The organism is Streptomyces flaveolus, assembly GCF_000716535.1.
Lineage (GTDB): Bacteria > Actinomycetota > Actinomycetes > Streptomycetales > Streptomycetaceae > Streptomyces > Streptomyces flaveolus_A.
Map to the genome: position 1 here is coordinate 147,876 of NZ_JNWV01000004.1, position 16,739 is coordinate 164,614.

Genomic DNA, 16,739 nt, shown 5'->3' on the forward strand with positions numbered 1-16,739 from the left:
GGCGCCGTGGTACCGGCGCCCGTTTTCGCATGTTCCACCCCTATGTATCCAGGAAGAAGCAGCCATCGTGTCTGACCCGAACCTGAACGACGACGCCACCGAGCCCCGCGGGCTGGCTGCCGAGACGGTGGACGACGAGCTCGACATCGTCGAGGGCGCGGACGAGCAGGACGAGTTCGAGGCTGCCGAGGCCGAGGCGGGTGAGCCGGCCGAGGAGGCCGCCCTGCACGCCGAGGACGAGGACGAAGAGGCCGACGAGGCCTACGAGGCCGACGAAGAGGCCGCTGTCGCGGAGGCCGCCGAGGAAGAGCCCGCCGCTCCGGTGGACCCGGTCGAGGCCCTGCGCGAGGAACTGCGCACCCTGCCCGGCGAGTGGTACGTCATCCACACCTACGCCGGCTACGAGAACCGCGTGAAGACCAACCTGGAGCAGCGCGCCGTCTCGCTGAACGTCGAGGACTACATCTTCCAGGCCGAGGTGCCGCAGGAAGAGGTCGTCCAGATCAAGAACGGCGACCGCAAGACGATCAAGCAGAACAAGCTGCCGGGTTACGTCCTGGTCCGCATGGACCTGACCAACGAGTCCTGGGGCGTCGTCCGCAACACCCCGGGCGTCACCGGCTTCGTCGGCAACGCCTACGACCCGTACCCGCTGACGCTGGACGAGATCGTCAAGATGCTCGCCCCGGAGGCCGAGGAGAAGGCCGCTCGCGAGGCCGCCGAGGCCGAGGGCAAGCCCGCCCCGCAGCGCAAGGTCGAGGTCCAGGTGCTGGACTTCGAGGTCGGCGACTCGGTCACCGTCACCGACGGCCCGTTCGCCACCCTGCAGGCGACCATCAACGAGATCAACCCCGACTCGAAGAAGGTCAAGGGCCTGGTGGAGATCTTCGGCCGCGAGACGCCGGTCGAGCTCTCCTTCGACCAGATCCAGAAGAACTAGATCTTTTCTGGACGTACCGCTTCCGCGCAGGTCAGGCGGGCTGGTTAAGCCCTCCTGACCTGCACGGTTTTTGGCCGCGCATCTATACCCGTTATCGTTGTGCGGTATGCCTGCATCCGGGTGGTCCCCGGGAGCGGGCAGGACCCGAACCGAAAGGACCCGGAGAGCTATGCCTCCCAAGAAGAAGAAGGTCACGGGGCTCATCAAGCTCCAGATCCAGGCCGGCGCCGCCAACCCGGCCCCGCCGGTCGGCCCGGCGCTGGGTCAGCACGGCGTCAACATCATGGAGTTCTGCAAGGCCTACAACGCCGCGACCGAGTCGCAGCGCGGTTGGGTCATCCCGGTGGAGATCACGGTCTACGAGGACCGCTCCTTCACCTTCATCACCAAGACGCCGCCGGCCGCGAAGATGATCCTCAAGGCCGCGGGCATCGAGAAGGGCTCCGGCGAGCCGCACAAGACCAAGGTCGCCAAGATCACCGAGGCGCAGGTCCGCGAGATCGCCCAGACCAAGATGGCCGACCTGAACGCAAACGACCTGGACGCCGCCGCGAAGATCATCGCCGGTACCGCGCGTTCCATGGGCGTCACGGTCGAGGGCTGACCCCAACCCCCCAAGCAGTCATGCGGCCGTAGCCGGTCGCACGTGGCAGGGCCTGCTCGGCCCAGGGACCACGACTCCTTCAGAACCCACAGGAGCAAGTTGTGAGCAAGCGCAGCAAGGCTCTCCGCGCTGCGGACGCCAAGGTCGACCGGGAGAAGCTGTACGCCCCGCTCGAGGCCGTCCGTCTGGCCAAGGAGACCTCCACGACCAAGTTCGACTCCACCGTCGAGGTCGCCTTCCGTCTGGGTGTCGACCCGCGCAAGGCCGACCAGATGGTCCGTGGCACCGTGAACCTTCCGCACGGCACCGGCAAGACCGCCCGGGTCCTGGTCTTCGCGACCGGTGACCGTGCTGCGGCCGCGGAGGCCGCCGGCGCCGACATCGTCGGCTCCGACGAACTGATCGACGAGGTGGCGAAGGGCCGTCTGGACTTCGACGCCGTCGTCGCCACCCCGGACCTCATGGGCAAGGTCGGCCGCCTCGGCCGCGTCCTCGGCCCGCGTGGTCTGATGCCGAACCCGAAGACCGGCACCGTCACCCCCGACGTCGCCAAGGCCGTCACCGACATCAAGGGCGGCAAGATCGAGTTCCGCGTCGACAAGCACTCGAACCTGCACTTCATCATCGGCAAGGCGTCCTTCGACGACGCCAAGCTGGTGGAGAACTACGGCGCCGCGCTGGAGGAGATCCTCCGTCTGAAGCCGTCCGCCGCCAAGGGTCGCTACATCAAGAAGGCCGCCATCACCACCACGATGGGCCCCGGCATCCCGGTCGACCCGAACCGCACCCGTAACCTCCTCGTCGAGGAGGACCCGGCCGCCGTCTGAGCCCGCAGCTCAGCCCGGTAGCCGCGTCAGGTACGCGTAAAGAAAAGGGCGGGCCCCGGAACCTTGCAGGTTCCGGGCCCGTCCTTTCTTTGTGCGACCTTTCGCACGACTGTCAGTGGCCTGGCATACGGTGCAGGCACAGGACACGCATCATGGCATTAGGGGTGGGATCAGATGATGAGCACGACCGTGCGCCGGGCGGCCCTTTCCACAGCGGTGGTGGCCGCGCTGACCGGAGTGGCCGCGTGCGGCTCCTCCGACTCCGGCAAGGACGGCGGTGACAAGGCGGCCGGCAAGACCGTGACGCACGTCAGCCCCATCGCCGCCCTGCGCTCCGCCGAGAAGTCCACCGACAAGGCCGACTCCGCCAAGGTGCGCTCCACCACGTCCATCGGCGACCTCATGTCGATGACCGCCAACGGCGCCCTCACCTGGGGCGACGGCCTCAAGGGCAACCTCACCATCACCTACACCGGCGGCCAGATGGCCGAGATGATGAAGAAGGCCGGCACGCAGTCCATGGAGGCCCGGTACCTGCCGGACGCCTACTACGCGCACATGAGCGACGCCTTCGCCCAGCAGGCGGGCGGCGGCAAGCACTGGATCAAGTACTCCTACGACGACCTCGCCAAGCTCGGCGGCGCCTCCGGTTCGTACATGAAGGACCAGATCCAGAACGCCACGCCGAACCAGTCCGTGAAGATGCTGCTGGCCTCCGGCGACGTCAAGAAGGTCGGCGAGGAGACGATCTCCGGCGTCCACACCACCCACTACTCCGGCACGCTGAACGTCGCCGACCTCGCCGGCCGGACCAGCGACCTCAGCGCCGAGCAGCTCACGGCCCTGAAGAAGCAGCTCAGCCAGGCCGGTGTCACCACCGACACCGTCGACATCTGGATCAACGACGAGAACCTCCTGGTCAAGAAGACCGAGAAGGCCGACACGGCCAACGGCGCCATGACCAACACGTCCTTCTACACCGACTACGGCGTGAAGGTCACCGCCGAGGCGCCCCCGGCCGGCGACACCAAGGACTTCGCGGACATGATGAAGTCCAGCGGCACGCTGACGGGCGGCACCGGCGCGGCCTCCTGACCTACCCGCCCGACGGCCCTCCGGGCCCCCTGAGACGCGCTCAGCGCCTCTCAGGGGGCCCGGTCCGTTGCGGGCGGAGGACTTGCCCTGCCCCGGCCGGACCGGTCCCAAACGGCCGATTTGCTCGACGGAGCCCCCGTCCCGTACTCTCTTCGAGAAGCCAAAGACCGCTGGTCGTTGCCGCGCGCTCGAACGAGGGTGCGGTGGCCGAAGGATCCGCTGAAAAGTGGGCGACCCGCGCAGGTGACAGTGGAAGAACTCCCGGAGTACGCGCGCCGAGCGCGTGTGCGGCCGGTCGAGTCCGCCCCGTGCGCCTGCGCCGGGGCGTTTCGTTTTCCCCAGTCCTCCTTCGGGTCCGCGCGGTCCGAATCACCCGGAAGGAGGCCGAGGCTCTATGGCGAGGCCCGACAAGGCTGCCGCGGTTGCGGAGCTGACGGACAAGTTCCGCAGCTCCAACGCCGCCGTGCTGACCGAGTACCGCGGTCTCACCGTGGCGCAGCTCAAGACGCTGCGCCGGTCGCTCGGTGAGAACGCCCAGTACGCCGTGGTGAAGAACACGCTGACCAAGATTGCGGCCAACGAGGCCGGGATCACGCTGGACGACCAGCTCTTCGCTGGTCCGACGGCCGTCGCCTTCGTCACCGGTGACCCGGTGGAGTCGGCGAAGGGTCTCCGTGACTTCGCCAAGGACAACCCGAATCTCGTCATCAAGGGCGGTGTCCTTGACGGCAAGGCGCTGTCCGCCGACGAGATCAAGAAGCTTGCGGACCTCGAGTCCCGCGAGGTTCTGCTCAGCAAGCTGGCCGGTGCCTTCAAGGCGAAGCAGTCCCAGGCTGCCTCCGTCTTCCAGGCGCTGCCGTCGAAGCTCGTCCGCACCGTGGACGCGCTGCGCGCCAAGCAGGCCGAGCAGGGCGGTGCCGAGTAATTCGGCTCGCTTTCTGACCCGCACCAACGGCGCGGGTCGCAGCGGGCCGACGTACGCCCGCCTTACCCAGTACATCCGGCACCTGCCGATTTGAGTGGAAGGACCGCCATCATGGCGAAGCTCAGCCAGGAAGACCTGCTCGCCCAGTTCGAGGAGATGACCCTCATCGAGCTCTCCGAGTTCGTGAAGGCCTTCGAGGAGAAGTTCGACGTCACCGCCGCCGCTGCCGCGCCGGTCGTCGTCGCCGGCGGTGCCGCTGGTGGCGCCGAGGCCGCTGCCGAGGAGGAGAAGGACGAGTTCGACGTCATCCTCACCGGCGCCGGCGACAAGAAGATCCAGGTCATCAAGGTCGTGCGTGAGCTGACCTCCCTGGGTCTGAAGGAGGCCAAGGACCTCGTCGACGGCACCCCGAAGCCGGTCCTCGAGAAGGTCAACAAGGAGCAGGCCGACAAGGCCGCCGAGGCCCTCAAGGGCGCCGGCGCGTCCGTCGAGGTCAAGTAAGACCTTCGCGACCGCCGAAACGGCCCCGTAGGGCTGTAACGCGAACGCACCGAAGGGCGATCATCCATCCGGGTGGTCGCCCTTCGGCGTTCCCCGGGGTCCGGCCTGGGCTGCCTTGCACCTCTGTTCGCGGGGGGTAAGGTGATCTTCGTCGTGTCTCCCGATGCTCCGGTTCCGGCAAGGAACCCTTGACGAACCGCACGCAGCGCGCAATTCTCAGGACGCGTCGTCACAAGGATCCGAATCCGAGGCATGGATCGGCGACGAAGAGGGCAGTATCAACGTGCGTTGAGGGCGGCATGCCGAGGGCGTTGACAAGGGCGTTGAGGACAACGAGGGTCTTCGAAAACCCGCACTGGACATCAGTGTGCCAAGTGGCTACACTGACCCTTTGCGCTGCCTGTTAGCTGTCCCCTGCCCGTCACCAGGGGTCTGCCCTCACTCGAGCACAGTCGACCGAAGCCCCCCTGACCTGGGGTTTCCGTCCCTGTATGCGGGAGAGGGACCGGTACGCGCGTAGTGAGTCCGAGCCCTCGGAAGGACCCCCTCTTGGCCGCCTCGCGCACTGCCTCGACCGCGAATACGAACAACGGCGCCAGCACCGCCCCGCTGCGCATCTCCTTTGCAAAGATCAAGGAGCCCCTCGAGGTTCCGAACCTGCTCGCGCTGCAGACCGAGAGCTTTGACTGGCTGCTCGGCAACACCGCCTGGCAGACTCGGGTCGAGGAGGCTCTTGAGAACGGTCAGGACGTCCCCACCAAGTCCGGTCTGGAGGAGATCTTCGAGGAGATCTCCCCGATCGAGGACTTCTCCGGGTCGATGTCGCTGACGTTCCGGGACCACCGCTTCGAGCCGCCCAAGAACTCGATCGACGAGTGCAAGGAGCGCGACTTCACGTACGCCGCCCCGCTCTTCGTCACCGCTGAGTTCACCAACAACGAGACCGGCGAGATCAAGTCCCAGACCGTCTTCATGGGCGACTTCCCGCTCATGACGAACAAGGGCACCTTCGTCATCAACGGCACCGAGCGTGTCGTGGTGTCGCAGCTGGTCCGTTCCCCCGGTGTCTACTTCGACTCCACCATCGACAAGACGTCCGACAAGGACATCTTCTCCGCCAAGATCATCCCGTCCCGGGGTGCCTGGCTGGAGATGGAGATCGACAAGCGCGACATGGTCGGTGTCCGTATCGACCGCAAGCGCAAGCAGTCGGTCACCGTGCTGCTGAAGGCGCTCGGCTGGACGACCGAGCAGATCCTCGAGGAGTTCGGCGACTACGAGTCGATGCGCGCCACCCTGGAGAAGGACCACACCCAGGGCCAGGACGACGCGCTGCTCGACATCTACCGCAAGCTGCGTCCGGGCGAGCCCCCCACGCGTGAGGCCGCGCAGACGCTGCTGGAGAACCTGTACTTCAACCCCAAGCGCTACGACCTCGCCAAGGTCGGCCGCTACAAGGTCAACAAGAAGCTGGGTACGGACACCCCGCTGGACGCGGGCATCCTGACCGTCGAGGACATCATCGCGACGATCAAGTACCTGGTGAAGCTGCACGCCGGCGAGACCGAGACCACCGGTGACAACGGCGAGACGGTCGTCGTCGAGACCGACGACATCGACCACTTCGGCAACCGTCGTCTGCGCAGCGTCGGCGAGCTCATCCAGAACCAGGTCCGCACGGGTCTGGCGCGTATGGAGCGTGTCGTCCGCGAGCGGATGACGACCCAGGACGTCGAGGCGATCACGCCGCAGACCCTGATCAACATCCGGCCGGTCGTCGCCTCCATCAAGGAGTTCTTCGGCACCAGCCAGCTGTCCCAGTTCATGGACCAGAACAACCCGCTGTCGGGTCTCACCCACAAGCGCCGTCTGTCGGCTCTTGGCCCGGGTGGTCTCTCCCGTGAGCGGGCCGGCTTCGAGGTCCGTGACGTGCACCCGTCGCACTACGGCCGCATGTGCCCGATCGAGACGCCTGAAGGCCCGAACATCGGTCTGATCGGCTCGCTCGCCTCCTACGGCCGGGTCAACGCGTTCGGTTTCGTCGAGACCCCGTACCGCAAGGTCATCGACGGCCAGGTCACCGACGAGGTCGACTACCTGACCGCCGACGAGGAGGACCGCTTCGTCATCGCGCAGGCCAACGCGCCGCTGACGAACGACCTCCGTTTCGAGGAGAGCCGTGTGCTCGTCCGCCGCCGTGGCGGCGAGGTCGACTACGTCGGCCCCGAGGACGTGGACTACATGGACGTCTCGCCGCGCCAGATGGTGTCGGTCGCGACCGCCATGATCCCCTTCCTGGAGCACGACGACGCCAACCGTGCCCTCATGGGCGCGAACATGATGCGCCAGGCCGTTCCGCTGATTAAGTCGGAGGCCCCGCTCGTCGGCACCGGCATGGAGTACCGCTCCGCCGTCGACGCCGGCGACGTCGTCAAGGCCGAGAAGGCCGGTGTGGTCCAGGAGGTCTCCGCGGACTACATCACCACGGCCAACGACGACGGCACGTACATCACGTACCGCCTGGCCAAGTTCGCCCGTTCGAACCAGGGCACCTCGGTCAACCAGAAGGTCATCGTCAACGAGGGCGACCGTGTCGTCGAGGGCCAGGTCCTCGCCGACGGCCCGGCCACCCAGAACGGCGAGATGGCGCTCGGCAAGAACCTGCTCGTGGCGTTCATGCCGTGGGAGGGTCACAACTACGAGGACGCGATCATCCTGTCGCAGCGCCTCGTGCAGGACGACGTCCTCTCCTCGATCCACATCGAGGAGCACGAGGTCGACGCCCGTGACACCAAGCTCGGCCCCGAGGAGATCACCCGGGACATCCCGAACGTCTCCGAGGAGGTCCTCGCCGACCTCGACGAGCGCGGCATCATCCGCATCGGTGCCGAGGTCATCGCCGGTGACATCCTCGTCGGCAAGGTGACCCCGAAGGGTGAGACCGAGCTGACCCCCGAGGAGCGCCTGCTGCGCGCGATCTTCGGTGAGAAGGCCCGTGAGGTCCGTGACACCTCGCTGAAGGTGCCGCACGGCGAGACCGGCAAGGTCATCGGCGTGCGCGTCTTCGACCGCGAGGAGGGCGACGAGCTGCCGCCGGGCGTGAACCAGCTGGTCCGCGTCTACGTCGCGCAGAAGCGCAAGATCACCGACGGTGACAAGCTCGCCGGCCGTCACGGCAACAAGGGTGTCATCTCCAAGATCCTGCCGATCGAGGACATGCCGTTCCTGGAGGACGGCACCCCGGTCGACATCATCCTCAACCCGCTGGGTGTGCCGTCCCGAATGAACCCGGGACAGGTCCTGGAGATCCACCTCGGCTGGCTCGCCAGCCGCGGCTGGGACGTCTCCGGCCTCGCGGAGGAGTGGGCCCAGCGCCTGCAGGTCATCGGCGCCGACAAGGTCGAGCCCGGCACCAACGTCGCCACCCCGGTCTTCGACGGTGCGCGTGAGGACGAGCTCGCGGGTCTGCTGCAGCACACCATCCCGAACCGGGACGGCGAGCGCATGGTGCTCCCGACCGGTAAGGCGCGGCTGTTCGACGGCCGTAGCGGTGAGCCGTTCCCGGACCCGATCTCGGTCGGCTACATGTACATCCTGAAGCTGCACCACCTGGTCGACGACAAGCTGCACGCCCGTTCGACCGGTCCGTACTCGATGATCACCCAGCAGCCGCTGGGTGGTAAGGCCCAGTTCGGTGGCCAGCGGTTCGGTGAGATGGAGGTGTGGGCCCTCGAGGCCTACGGCGCCGCGTACGCCCTCCAGGAGCTGCTGACCATCAAGTCCGACGACGTCACCGGCCGTGTGAAGGTCTACGAGGCCATCGTCAAGGGCGAGAACATCCCTGAGCCCGGCATTCCCGAGTCCTTCAAGGTGCTCATCAAGGAAATGCAGTCCCTGTGCCTCAACGTGGAGGTGCTGTCCTCGGACGGCATGTCCATCGAGATGCGCGACACCGACGAGGACGTCTTCCGCGCTGCGGAGGAGCTCGGTATCGACCTGTCCCGGCGCGAGCCGAGCAGCGTCGAAGAGGTCTGACGGGAGTCCGGCGGGGCCCTGACCCACAAGGGCCCCGCCGACCCCCAGGCCCCCGTTTCAGACCACAGACTTACGACCCTGAGAGGGATTGACGCATAGTGCTCGACGTCAACTTCTTCGACGAGCTCCGGATCGGCCTGGCCACCGCTGACGACATCCGTCAGTGGAGCCACGGCGAGGTCAAGAAGCCCGAGACCATCAACTACCGCACCCTCAAGCCCGAGAAGGACGGACTCTTCTGCGAGAAGATCTTCGGTCCGACCCGGGACTGGGAGTGCTACTGCGGCAAGTACAAGCGCGTCCGCTTCAAGGGCATCATCTGCGAGCGCTGTGGCGTCGAGGTCACGCGCGCCAAGGTGCGTCGTGAGCGGATGGGCCACATCGAGCTGGCCGCCCCCGTCACGCACATCTGGTACTTCAAGGGTGTCCCCTCGCGCCTCGGCTACCTGCTGGACCTGGCGCCGAAGGACCTCGAGAAGGTCATCTACTTCGCCGCGTACATGATCACGTACGTCGACGAGGAGCGCCGTACCCGCGACCTGCCCTCCCTGGAGGCGCACGTCTCGGTCGAGCGCCAGCAGATCGAGAACCGCCGGGACGCCGACCTGGAGGCCCGCGCCAAGAAGCTCGAGTCCGACCTGGCCGAGCTGGAGGCCGAGGGCGCCAAGGCCGACGTGCGCCGCAAGGTGCGCGAGGGTGCCGAGCGCGAGATGAAGCAGCTGCGCGACCGCGCGCAGCGCGAGATCGACCGCCTCGACGAGGTGTGGAACCGGTTCAAGAACCTCAAGGTCCAGGACCTGGAGGGCGACGAGCTGCTCTACCGCGAGCTGCGTGACCGCTTCGGTACGTACTTCGACGGCTCGATGGGCGCCGCGGCGCTGCAGAAGCGCCTGGAGTCCTTCGACCTGGAGGAGGAGGCCGAGCGGCTCCGCGAGATCATCCGCACCGGCAAGGGCCAGAAGAAGACCCGTGCCCTGAAGCGGCTGAAGGTCGTCTCCGCGTTCCTCCAGACCTCCAACAGCCCCAAGGGCATGGTCCTGGACTGCGTCCCGGTCATCCCGCCGGACCTGCGTCCGATGGTGCAGCTGGACGGTGGCCGCTTCGCGACCTCCGACCTGAACGACCTGTACCGCCGTGTCATCAACCGCAACAACCGCCTGAAGCGCCTTCTCGACCTCGGTGCCCCCGAGATCATCGTGAACAACGAGAAGCGCATGCTCCAGGAGGCCGTCGACGCGCTCTTCGACAACGGCCGTCGTGGCCGCCCGGTCACGGGCCCCGGCAACCGTCCGCTGAAGTCGCTGTCGGACATGCTGAAGGGCAAGCAGGGCCGCTTCCGTCAGAACCTGCTCGGTAAGCGAGTCGACTACTCGGCGCGTTCCGTCATCGTCGTCGGCCCGCAGCTCAAGCTGCACCAGTGCGGTCTGCCCAAGGCGATGGCGCTGGAGCTGTTCAAGCCGTTCGTGATGAAGCGCCTGGTCGACCTGAACCACGCGCAGAACATCAAGAGCGCCAAGCGCATGGTGGAGCGCGGCCGCACCGTCGTGTACGACGTCCTCGAAGAGGTCATCGCCGAGCACCCGGTGCTGCTGAACCGTGCTCCCACCCTGCACCGCCTCGGCATCCAGGCCTTCGAGCCGCAGCTGGTCGAGGGCAAGGCCATCCAGATCCACCCGCTCGTCTGCACCGCGTTCAACGCGGACTTCGACGGTGACCAGATGGCCGTGCACCTGCCGCTGTCCGCGGAGGCGCAGGCCGAGGCCCGCATCCTGATGCTGTCCTCGAACAACATCCTCAAGCCGGCCGACGGCCGTCCGGTGACGATGCCGACCCAGGACATGGTCCTCGGTCTGTTCTTCCTCACCACCGACGGCGAGATGCGTGACGTCAAGGGCGAGGGCCGTTCGTTCGCGTCCGTGGCCGAGGCGATCATGGCGTTCGACGCCGGCGAGCTGTCGCTGCAGTCGCGCGTGGACATCCGCTTCCCGGTGGGCACCATCCCGCCGCGCGGCTGGACCCCGCCGGCGCGCGAGGAGGGCGAGCCGGAGTGGCAGCAGGGTGACAGCTTCCGGCTGAACACCACGCTGGGCCGCGCGCTCTTCAACGAGCTGCTGCCCGAGGACTACCCGTTCGTCGACTACGAGGTCGGCAAGAAGCAGCTCTCCGAGATCGTCAACGACCTCGCCGAGCGCTACCCGAAGGTCATCGTGGCGGCGACGCTCGACAACCTGAAGGCGGCCGGCTTCTACTGGGCGACCCGCTCCGGCGTCACCGTGGCCATCTCCGACGTCGTCGTTCCCGAGGCGAAGAAGGAGATCGTCAAGGGCTACGAGGCGCAGGACGAGAAGGTCCAGAAGCAGTACGAGCGCGGTCTGATCACCAAGGACGAGCGCACGCAGGAGCTCATCGCGATCTGGACCAAGGCGACCAACGAGGTCGCCGAGGCGATGAACGACAACTTCCCGAAGACCAACCCGATCTTCATGATGGTGAACTCGGGTGCACGAGGCAACATGATGCAGATGCGTCAGATCGCCGGTATGCGTGGTCTGGTGTCGAACGCGAAGAACGAGACGATCCCGCGTCCGATCAAGGCGTCGTTCCGTGAGGGCCTGTCCGTGCTGGAGTACTTCATCTCCACGCACGGTGCCCGTAAGGGTCTGGCGGACACCGCCCTTCGTACCGCCGACTCGGGTTACCTCACCCGTCGTCTGGTCGACGTCTCGCAGGACGTCATCATCCGCGAGGAGGACTGCGGCACCGACCGTGGCCTCAAGCTGCGGATCGCCGACCGCGGCGCCGACGGCGTGCTGCGCAAGACGGACAACGTCGAGACGTCCGTGTACGCGCGCTGCCTCGCCGAGGACATCGTGGTCGACGGCCAGGTGCTGGCCCCGGCCGGCACCGACCTGGGCGACGTCCTCATCGAGGAGCTCGTCGGCCGTGGCGTCGAGGAGGTCAAGACCCGTTCGGTCCTGACCTGCGAGTCCGCCGTCGGTACCTGCGCGATGTGCTACGGCCGTTCGCTGGCCACCGGCAAGCTGGTCGACATCGGTGAGGCGGTCGGCATCATCGCCGCCCAGTCCATCGGTGAGCCCGGTACCCAGCTGACGATGCGTACCTTCCACACCGGTGGTGTGGCCGGTGACGACATCACCCAGGGTCTGCCGCGTGTCGTCGAGCTCTTCGAGGCCCGTACCCCGAAGGGTGTCGCCCCGATCTCCGAGGCCTCCGGCCGCGTGCGGATCGAGGAGACCGAGAAGACCAAGAAGATCGTCGTCACCCCGGACGACGGCAGTGACGAGACGGCGTACCCGATCTCGAAGCGTGCCAAGGTCCTGGTCCGCGAGGGCGACCACGTCGAGGTGGGCCAGCAGCTCACCGTGGGTGCCACCAACCCGCACGACGTGCTGCGCATCCTGGGTCAGCGTGCCGTCCAGGTCCACCTGGTCGGCGAGGTCCAGAAGGTCTACAACTCGCAGGGTGTGTCGATCCACGACAAGCACATCGAGATCATCATCCGGCAGATGTTGCGCCGCGTGACGATCATCGAGTCCGGCGACGCCGAGCTGCTGCCCGGCGAGCTGGTCGAGCGCTCCCGCTTCGAGCAGGAGAACCGTCGTGTGGTCCAGGAGGGCGGTCACCCGGCCTCCGGTCGTCCGCAGCTCATGGGTATCACCAAGGCCTCGCTGGCCACGGAGTCCTGGCTGTCGGCGGCGTCCTTCCAGGAGACGACGCGAGTCCTCACCGACGCGGCGATCAACGCCAAGTCGGACTCGCTCATCGGCCTCAAGGAGAACGTCATCATCGGTAAGCTCATCCCGGCCGGTACGGGTCTGTCCCGCTACCGCAACATCCGGGTCGAGCCGACCGAGGAGGCCAAGGCCGCGATGTACTCGGCCGTCGGCTACGACGACATCGACTACTCGCCGTTCGGCACGGGCTCCGGCCAGGCCGTGCCGCTGGAGGACTACGACTACGGTCCGTACAACCAGTAAGCGAGCAGCCTGAACTGAGGGGCGGCCACTCCGTTACGGGGTGGCCGCCCTTCGGCGTGCTCGGACACGTGTTCCGTGCGGGCCAAGCGGTCGGTGTGACACGGATGTTGGGGGAACATCTGCGGGAAGCGACCCGTGTCTTCCGCGACTTGACGGCCGCCCCTGGTGGTGCCCCCGGGCCTGGGCCGGCAGCGCACGCGGCCCGGTCCGGCGGCCGCCGTGGTGTTCGGCTGGAGCGCTCGCACCGTCTTCCCCTGCGTGGACCGCTTGCGGCCCTGGATCGCGCTCTCCGCCGCCGTCCTGGTGGCTCTTGGGGGGTGATGCTCCGGCAGGGCTGAGAGGGCCCCCGCTCCGCCGAGGCGGCTCGCTACGGCCGCTCCGGGAGCGGCGCTGCCCTTGCCCGGCTGTACTGCCGGCGGAAGGACTACCACGGAGCGGTACCCTGGCCGGAGTTTGGATGATCGAGGATGCCGGCCCTGTCAAGGCCTGGCGTGTCGCTGCTCACCCCATTTGTTTTGACCGCAGCGAATGAGGTAGGTACGCTCATACCTTGTGCCTGGGGTGTGCCCTGGCTCCTGTGCGTGCCTGCAAACCGCATGGCGAGCCGCGAGCGGCCACCGTAATCTGCGCCCTTTTCGCCTTGCGGCGGGAGTCTGGCGGATTCGACACACCCGACCGCGTGGGTCGGCGACGTTCCAGGTTAGCTGTACCCATCGGCACACAGAAACCGGAGAAGTAGTGCCTACGATCCAGCAGCTGGTCCGCAAGGGCCGGCAGGACAAGGTCGAGAAGAACAAGACGCCCGCACTCGAGGGTTCCCCTCAGCGTCGTGGCGTCTGCACGCGTGTGTTCACGACCACCCCGAAGAAGCCGAACTCGGCCCTCCGCAAGGTCGCGCGTGTGCGTCTGACCAGCGGCATCGAGGTCACCGCTTACATTCCGGGTGAGGGACACAACCTGCAGGAGCACTCCATCGTGCTCGTGCGCGGCGGCCGTGTGAAGGACCTGCCGGGTGTTCGCTACAAGATCATCCGCGGCTCGCTCGACACCCAGGGTGTCAAGAACCGCAAGCAGGCTCGCAGCCGTTACGGCGCCAAGAAGGAGAAGTAAGAATGCCTCGTAAGGGCCCCGCCCCGAAGCGCCCGGTCATCATCGACCCGGTCTACGGCTCTCCTCTGGTGACCTCCCTGATCAACAAGGTGCTGCTGAACGGCAAGCGCTCCACCGCCGAGCGCATCGTCTACGGCGCCATGGAGGGCCTGCGCGAGAAGACCGGCAACGACCCGGTCATCACGCTCAAGCGCGCTCTTGAGAACATCAAGCCGACCCTCGAGGTCAAGTCCCGCCGTGTCGGTGGCGCCACCTACCAGGTCCCGGTCGAGGTCAAGCCCGGCCGTGCCAACACCCTGGCGCTGCGCTGGCTGGTCGGTTACTCCCGCGCCCGTCGCGAGAAGACCATGACCGAGCGTCTCCTCAACGAGCTTCTCGACGCCTCCAACGGCCTCGGTGCGGCCGTGAAGAAGCGCGAGGACACCCACAAGATGGCCGAGTCCAACAAGGCCTTCGCGCACTACCGCTGGTAGTCGCTACCCACATCGAGACCGAGAGAAGACTGAAGCCTTATGGCTACCACTTCACTTGACCTGGCCAGGGTCCGAAACATCGGGATCATGGCCCACATCGACGCGGGCAAGACGACCACCACCGAGCGGATCCTGTTCTACACCGGTGTGTCTTACAAGATCGGTGAGGTCCACGACGGCGCTGCCACCATGGACTGGATGGAGCAGGAGCAGGAGCGTGGCATCACGATCACCTCTGCTGCCACCACCTGTCACTGGTCGCTGGAAGACGTCGACCACACCATCAACATCATCGACACGCCGGGTCACGTCGACTTCACCGTCGAGGTGGAGCGTTCCCTGCGCGTGCTCGACGGTGCTGTCACGGTGTTCGACGGCGTCGCCGGCGTTGAGCCCCAGTCCGAGACGGTGTGGCGTCAGGCGGACCGCTACGGCGTTCCGCGGATCTGCTTCGTCAACAAGCTCGACCGCACCGGTGCCGAGTTCCACCGCTGTGTCGACATGATCTCCGACCGTCTGGGCGCGCAGCCGCTGGTCATGCAGCTGCCGATCGGTGCCGAGGCGGACTTCAAGGGCGTCGTCGACCTGGTGAAGATGAAGGCCCTGGTCTGGTCGGCCGAGGCGACCAAGGGCGAGATGTACGACACCGTCGACATCCCCGCCACGCACACCGAGGCCGCCGAGGAGTGGCGCGGCAAGCTGGTCGAGGCCGTCGCCGAGAACGACGAAGAGATCATGGAGCTGTACCTGGAGGGCGAGGAGCCCACCGAGGAGCAGCTGTACGCCGCGATCCGTCGTATCACCATCGCGTCCGGCAAGGGCACCGGCACCACCGTCACCCCGGTGTTCTGCGGCACCGCGTTCAAGAACAAGGGCGTCCAGCCCCTGCTCGACGCGGTCGTGCGCTACCTGCCGTCCCCGGTCGACATCGAGGCCATCGAGGGCCACGACGTCAAGGACCCGGAGACGGTCATCAAGCGCAAGCCGTCCGACGAGGAGCCGCTGTCCGCGCTGGCGTTCAAGATCATGAGCGACCCGCACCTGGGCAAGCTGACCTTCGTCCGCGTGTACTCCGGCCGCCTGGAGTCCGGCACCTCCGTGCTGAACTCCGTCAAGGGCAAGAAGGAGCGCATCGGCAAGATCTACCGCATGCACGCCAACAAGCGTGAGGAGATCGAGTCGGTGGGCGCCGGCGACATCGTCGCCGTCATGGGCCTGAAGCAGACCACCACCGGTGAGACGCTGTCGGACGACAAGGCCCCGGTGATCCTGGAGTCCATGGACTTCCCGGCGCCGGTCATCCAGGTCGCCATCGAGCCCAAGTCGAAGGGCGACCAGGAGAAGCTGGGCGTCGCGATCCAGCGCCTGGCCGAGGAGGACCCGTCCTTCCAGGTCCACTCGGACGAGGAGACCGGCCAGACCATCATCGGCGGTATGGGCGAGCTGCACCTCGAGGTGCTCGTCGACCGTATGCGCCGTGAGTTCAAGGTCGAGGCCAACGTCGGCAAGCCGCAGGTCGCGTACCGCGAGACCATCCGCAAGGCGGTCGAGAAGGTCGAGTACACCCACAAGAAGCAGACGGGTGGTACCGGTCAGTTCGCCCGCGTCATCATCGCGATCGAGCCGATCGAGAGCGGCGACGCCTCGTACGAGTTCGTCAACAAGGTGACCGGTGGCCGCGTGCCGAAGGAGTACATCCCTTCGGTCGACGCCGGTGCGCAGGAGGCCATGCAGTTCGGCATCCTCGCCGGTTACGAGATGACCGGTGTCCGCGTCACGCTGCTCGACGGTGCCTACCACGAGGTGGACTCCTCCGAGCTGGCGTTCAAGATCGCCGGTTCGCAGGCCTTCAAGGAGGCCGCGCGCAAGGCCAGCCCTGTGCTCCTTGAGCCGATGATGGCCGTCGAGGTCACCACGCCCGAGGACTACATGGGCGAGGTCATCGGCGACATCAACTCCCGCCGTGGCCAGATCCAGGCCATGGAGGAGCGGGCTGGTGCCCGCGTCGTGAAGGGCCTCGTGCCCCTGTCGGAGATGTTCGGCTACGTCGGCGACCTCCGCAGCAAGACGTCGGGTCGCGCAAGCTACTCGATGCAGTTCGACTCCTACGCCGAGGTTCCGCGGAACGTCGCCGAGGAGATCATCGCGAAGGCCAAGGGCGAGTAACGCACCGCGTTCACACGCCGTAGGCTTGACTCCGGAGCCTCCAGGGGCAAACGTCCGCAATCGTG

11 protein-coding genes are annotated in these 16,739 nt (G+C 66.7%); all 11 read left to right on the forward strand.

Annotated elements, in window-relative coordinates; translation table 11 throughout:
• Positions 1-67 precede the first annotated feature (67 nt).
• Positions 68-940 (forward strand): transcription termination/antitermination protein NusG, encoded by an 873-nt coding sequence (nusG, locus tag OO52_RS04415; protein ID WP_030641156.1) that lies wholly within the window; start codon positions 68-70, stop codon positions 938-940.
• Between the two features lie 169 nt (positions 941-1,109).
• Entirely contained in the window at positions 1,110-1,544 is a 435-nt protein-coding gene (gene rplK / locus OO52_RS04420; RefSeq protein WP_014674351.1) for a 50S ribosomal protein L11, read from the forward strand.
• A gap of 101 nt (positions 1,545-1,645) precedes the next feature.
• A complete protein-coding gene (gene rplA, locus OO52_RS04425; RefSeq protein ID WP_030641165.1) occupies positions 1,646-2,371 on the forward strand; it encodes a 50S ribosomal protein L1 in 726 nt (241 codons plus the stop codon).
• A gap of 174 nt (positions 2,372-2,545) precedes the next feature.
• Positions 2,546-3,466, forward strand: coding sequence for a hypothetical protein (locus OO52_RS04430; protein ID WP_030641167.1), 921 nt, complete (start codon positions 2,546-2,548; stop codon positions 3,464-3,466).
• A gap of 394 nt (positions 3,467-3,860) precedes the next feature.
• Positions 3,861-4,391 carry a 50S ribosomal protein L10 gene (gene rplJ, locus OO52_RS04435; RefSeq protein ID WP_030641169.1) on the forward strand — a complete coding sequence of 177 codons (531 nt, stop codon included), beginning with the start codon at positions 3,861-3,863 and terminating at the stop codon, positions 4,389-4,391.
• Between the two features lie 111 nt (positions 4,392-4,502).
• Positions 4,503-4,892, forward strand: a complete 390-nt coding sequence (rplL, locus tag OO52_RS04440) for a 50S ribosomal protein L7/L12 (RefSeq protein ID WP_030641172.1) — start codon at positions 4,503-4,505, stop codon at positions 4,890-4,892.
• Positions 4,893-5,441: 549 nt separating this feature from the next.
• Positions 5,442-8,927, forward strand: coding sequence for a DNA-directed RNA polymerase subunit beta (rpoB, locus tag OO52_RS04445; RefSeq protein WP_030641175.1), 3,486 nt, complete (start codon positions 5,442-5,444; stop codon positions 8,925-8,927).
• A 98-nt stretch (positions 8,928-9,025) separates the two neighbouring features.
• Positions 9,026-12,925, forward strand: a complete 3,900-nt coding sequence (locus OO52_RS04450; protein WP_030641179.1) for a DNA-directed RNA polymerase subunit beta' — start codon at positions 9,026-9,028, stop codon at positions 12,923-12,925.
• A gap of 738 nt (positions 12,926-13,663) precedes the next feature.
• Positions 13,664-14,035 (forward strand): 30S ribosomal protein S12, encoded by a 372-nt coding sequence (gene rpsL / locus OO52_RS04455; protein ID WP_003948652.1) that lies wholly within the window; start codon positions 13,664-13,666, stop codon positions 14,033-14,035.
• Between the two features lie 2 nt (positions 14,036-14,037).
• On the forward strand, positions 14,038-14,508 hold the full coding sequence (gene rpsG, locus OO52_RS04460; protein WP_003998848.1) for a 30S ribosomal protein S7: 471 nt from the start codon (positions 14,038-14,040) through the stop codon (positions 14,506-14,508).
• Positions 14,509-14,547: 39 nt separating this feature from the next.
• The gene (fusA, locus tag OO52_RS04465; protein ID WP_030641181.1) at positions 14,548-16,674 is read left to right on the forward strand and encodes an elongation factor G; all 2,127 of its coding nucleotides are present in this window, start codon (positions 14,548-14,550) and stop codon (positions 16,672-16,674) included.
• The last annotated feature ends 65 nt before the right edge of the window (positions 16,675-16,739 follow it).

Excerpts from the sequence above, each read along its gene's own strand:
- fusA (WP_030641181.1), top strand. The coding sequence starts at position 14,548 with ATGGCTACCACTTCACTTGACCTGGCCAGGGTCCGAAACATCGGGATC.
- OO52_RS04430 (WP_030641167.1), top strand. The coding sequence starts at position 2,546 with ATGATGAGCACGACCGTGCGCCGGGCGGCCCTTTCCACAGCGGTGGTG.
- rplK (WP_014674351.1), top strand. The coding sequence starts at position 1,110 with ATGCCTCCCAAGAAGAAGAAGGTCACGGGGCTCATCAAGCTCCAGATC.
- rpsG (WP_003998848.1), top strand. The coding sequence starts at position 14,038 with ATGCCTCGTAAGGGCCCCGCCCCGAAGCGCCCGGTCATCATCGACCCG.
- rplJ (WP_030641169.1), top strand. The coding sequence starts at position 3,861 with ATGGCGAGGCCCGACAAGGCTGCCGCGGTTGCGGAGCTGACGGACAAG.
- rplL (WP_030641172.1), top strand. The coding sequence starts at position 4,503 with ATGGCGAAGCTCAGCCAGGAAGACCTGCTCGCCCAGTTCGAGGAGATG.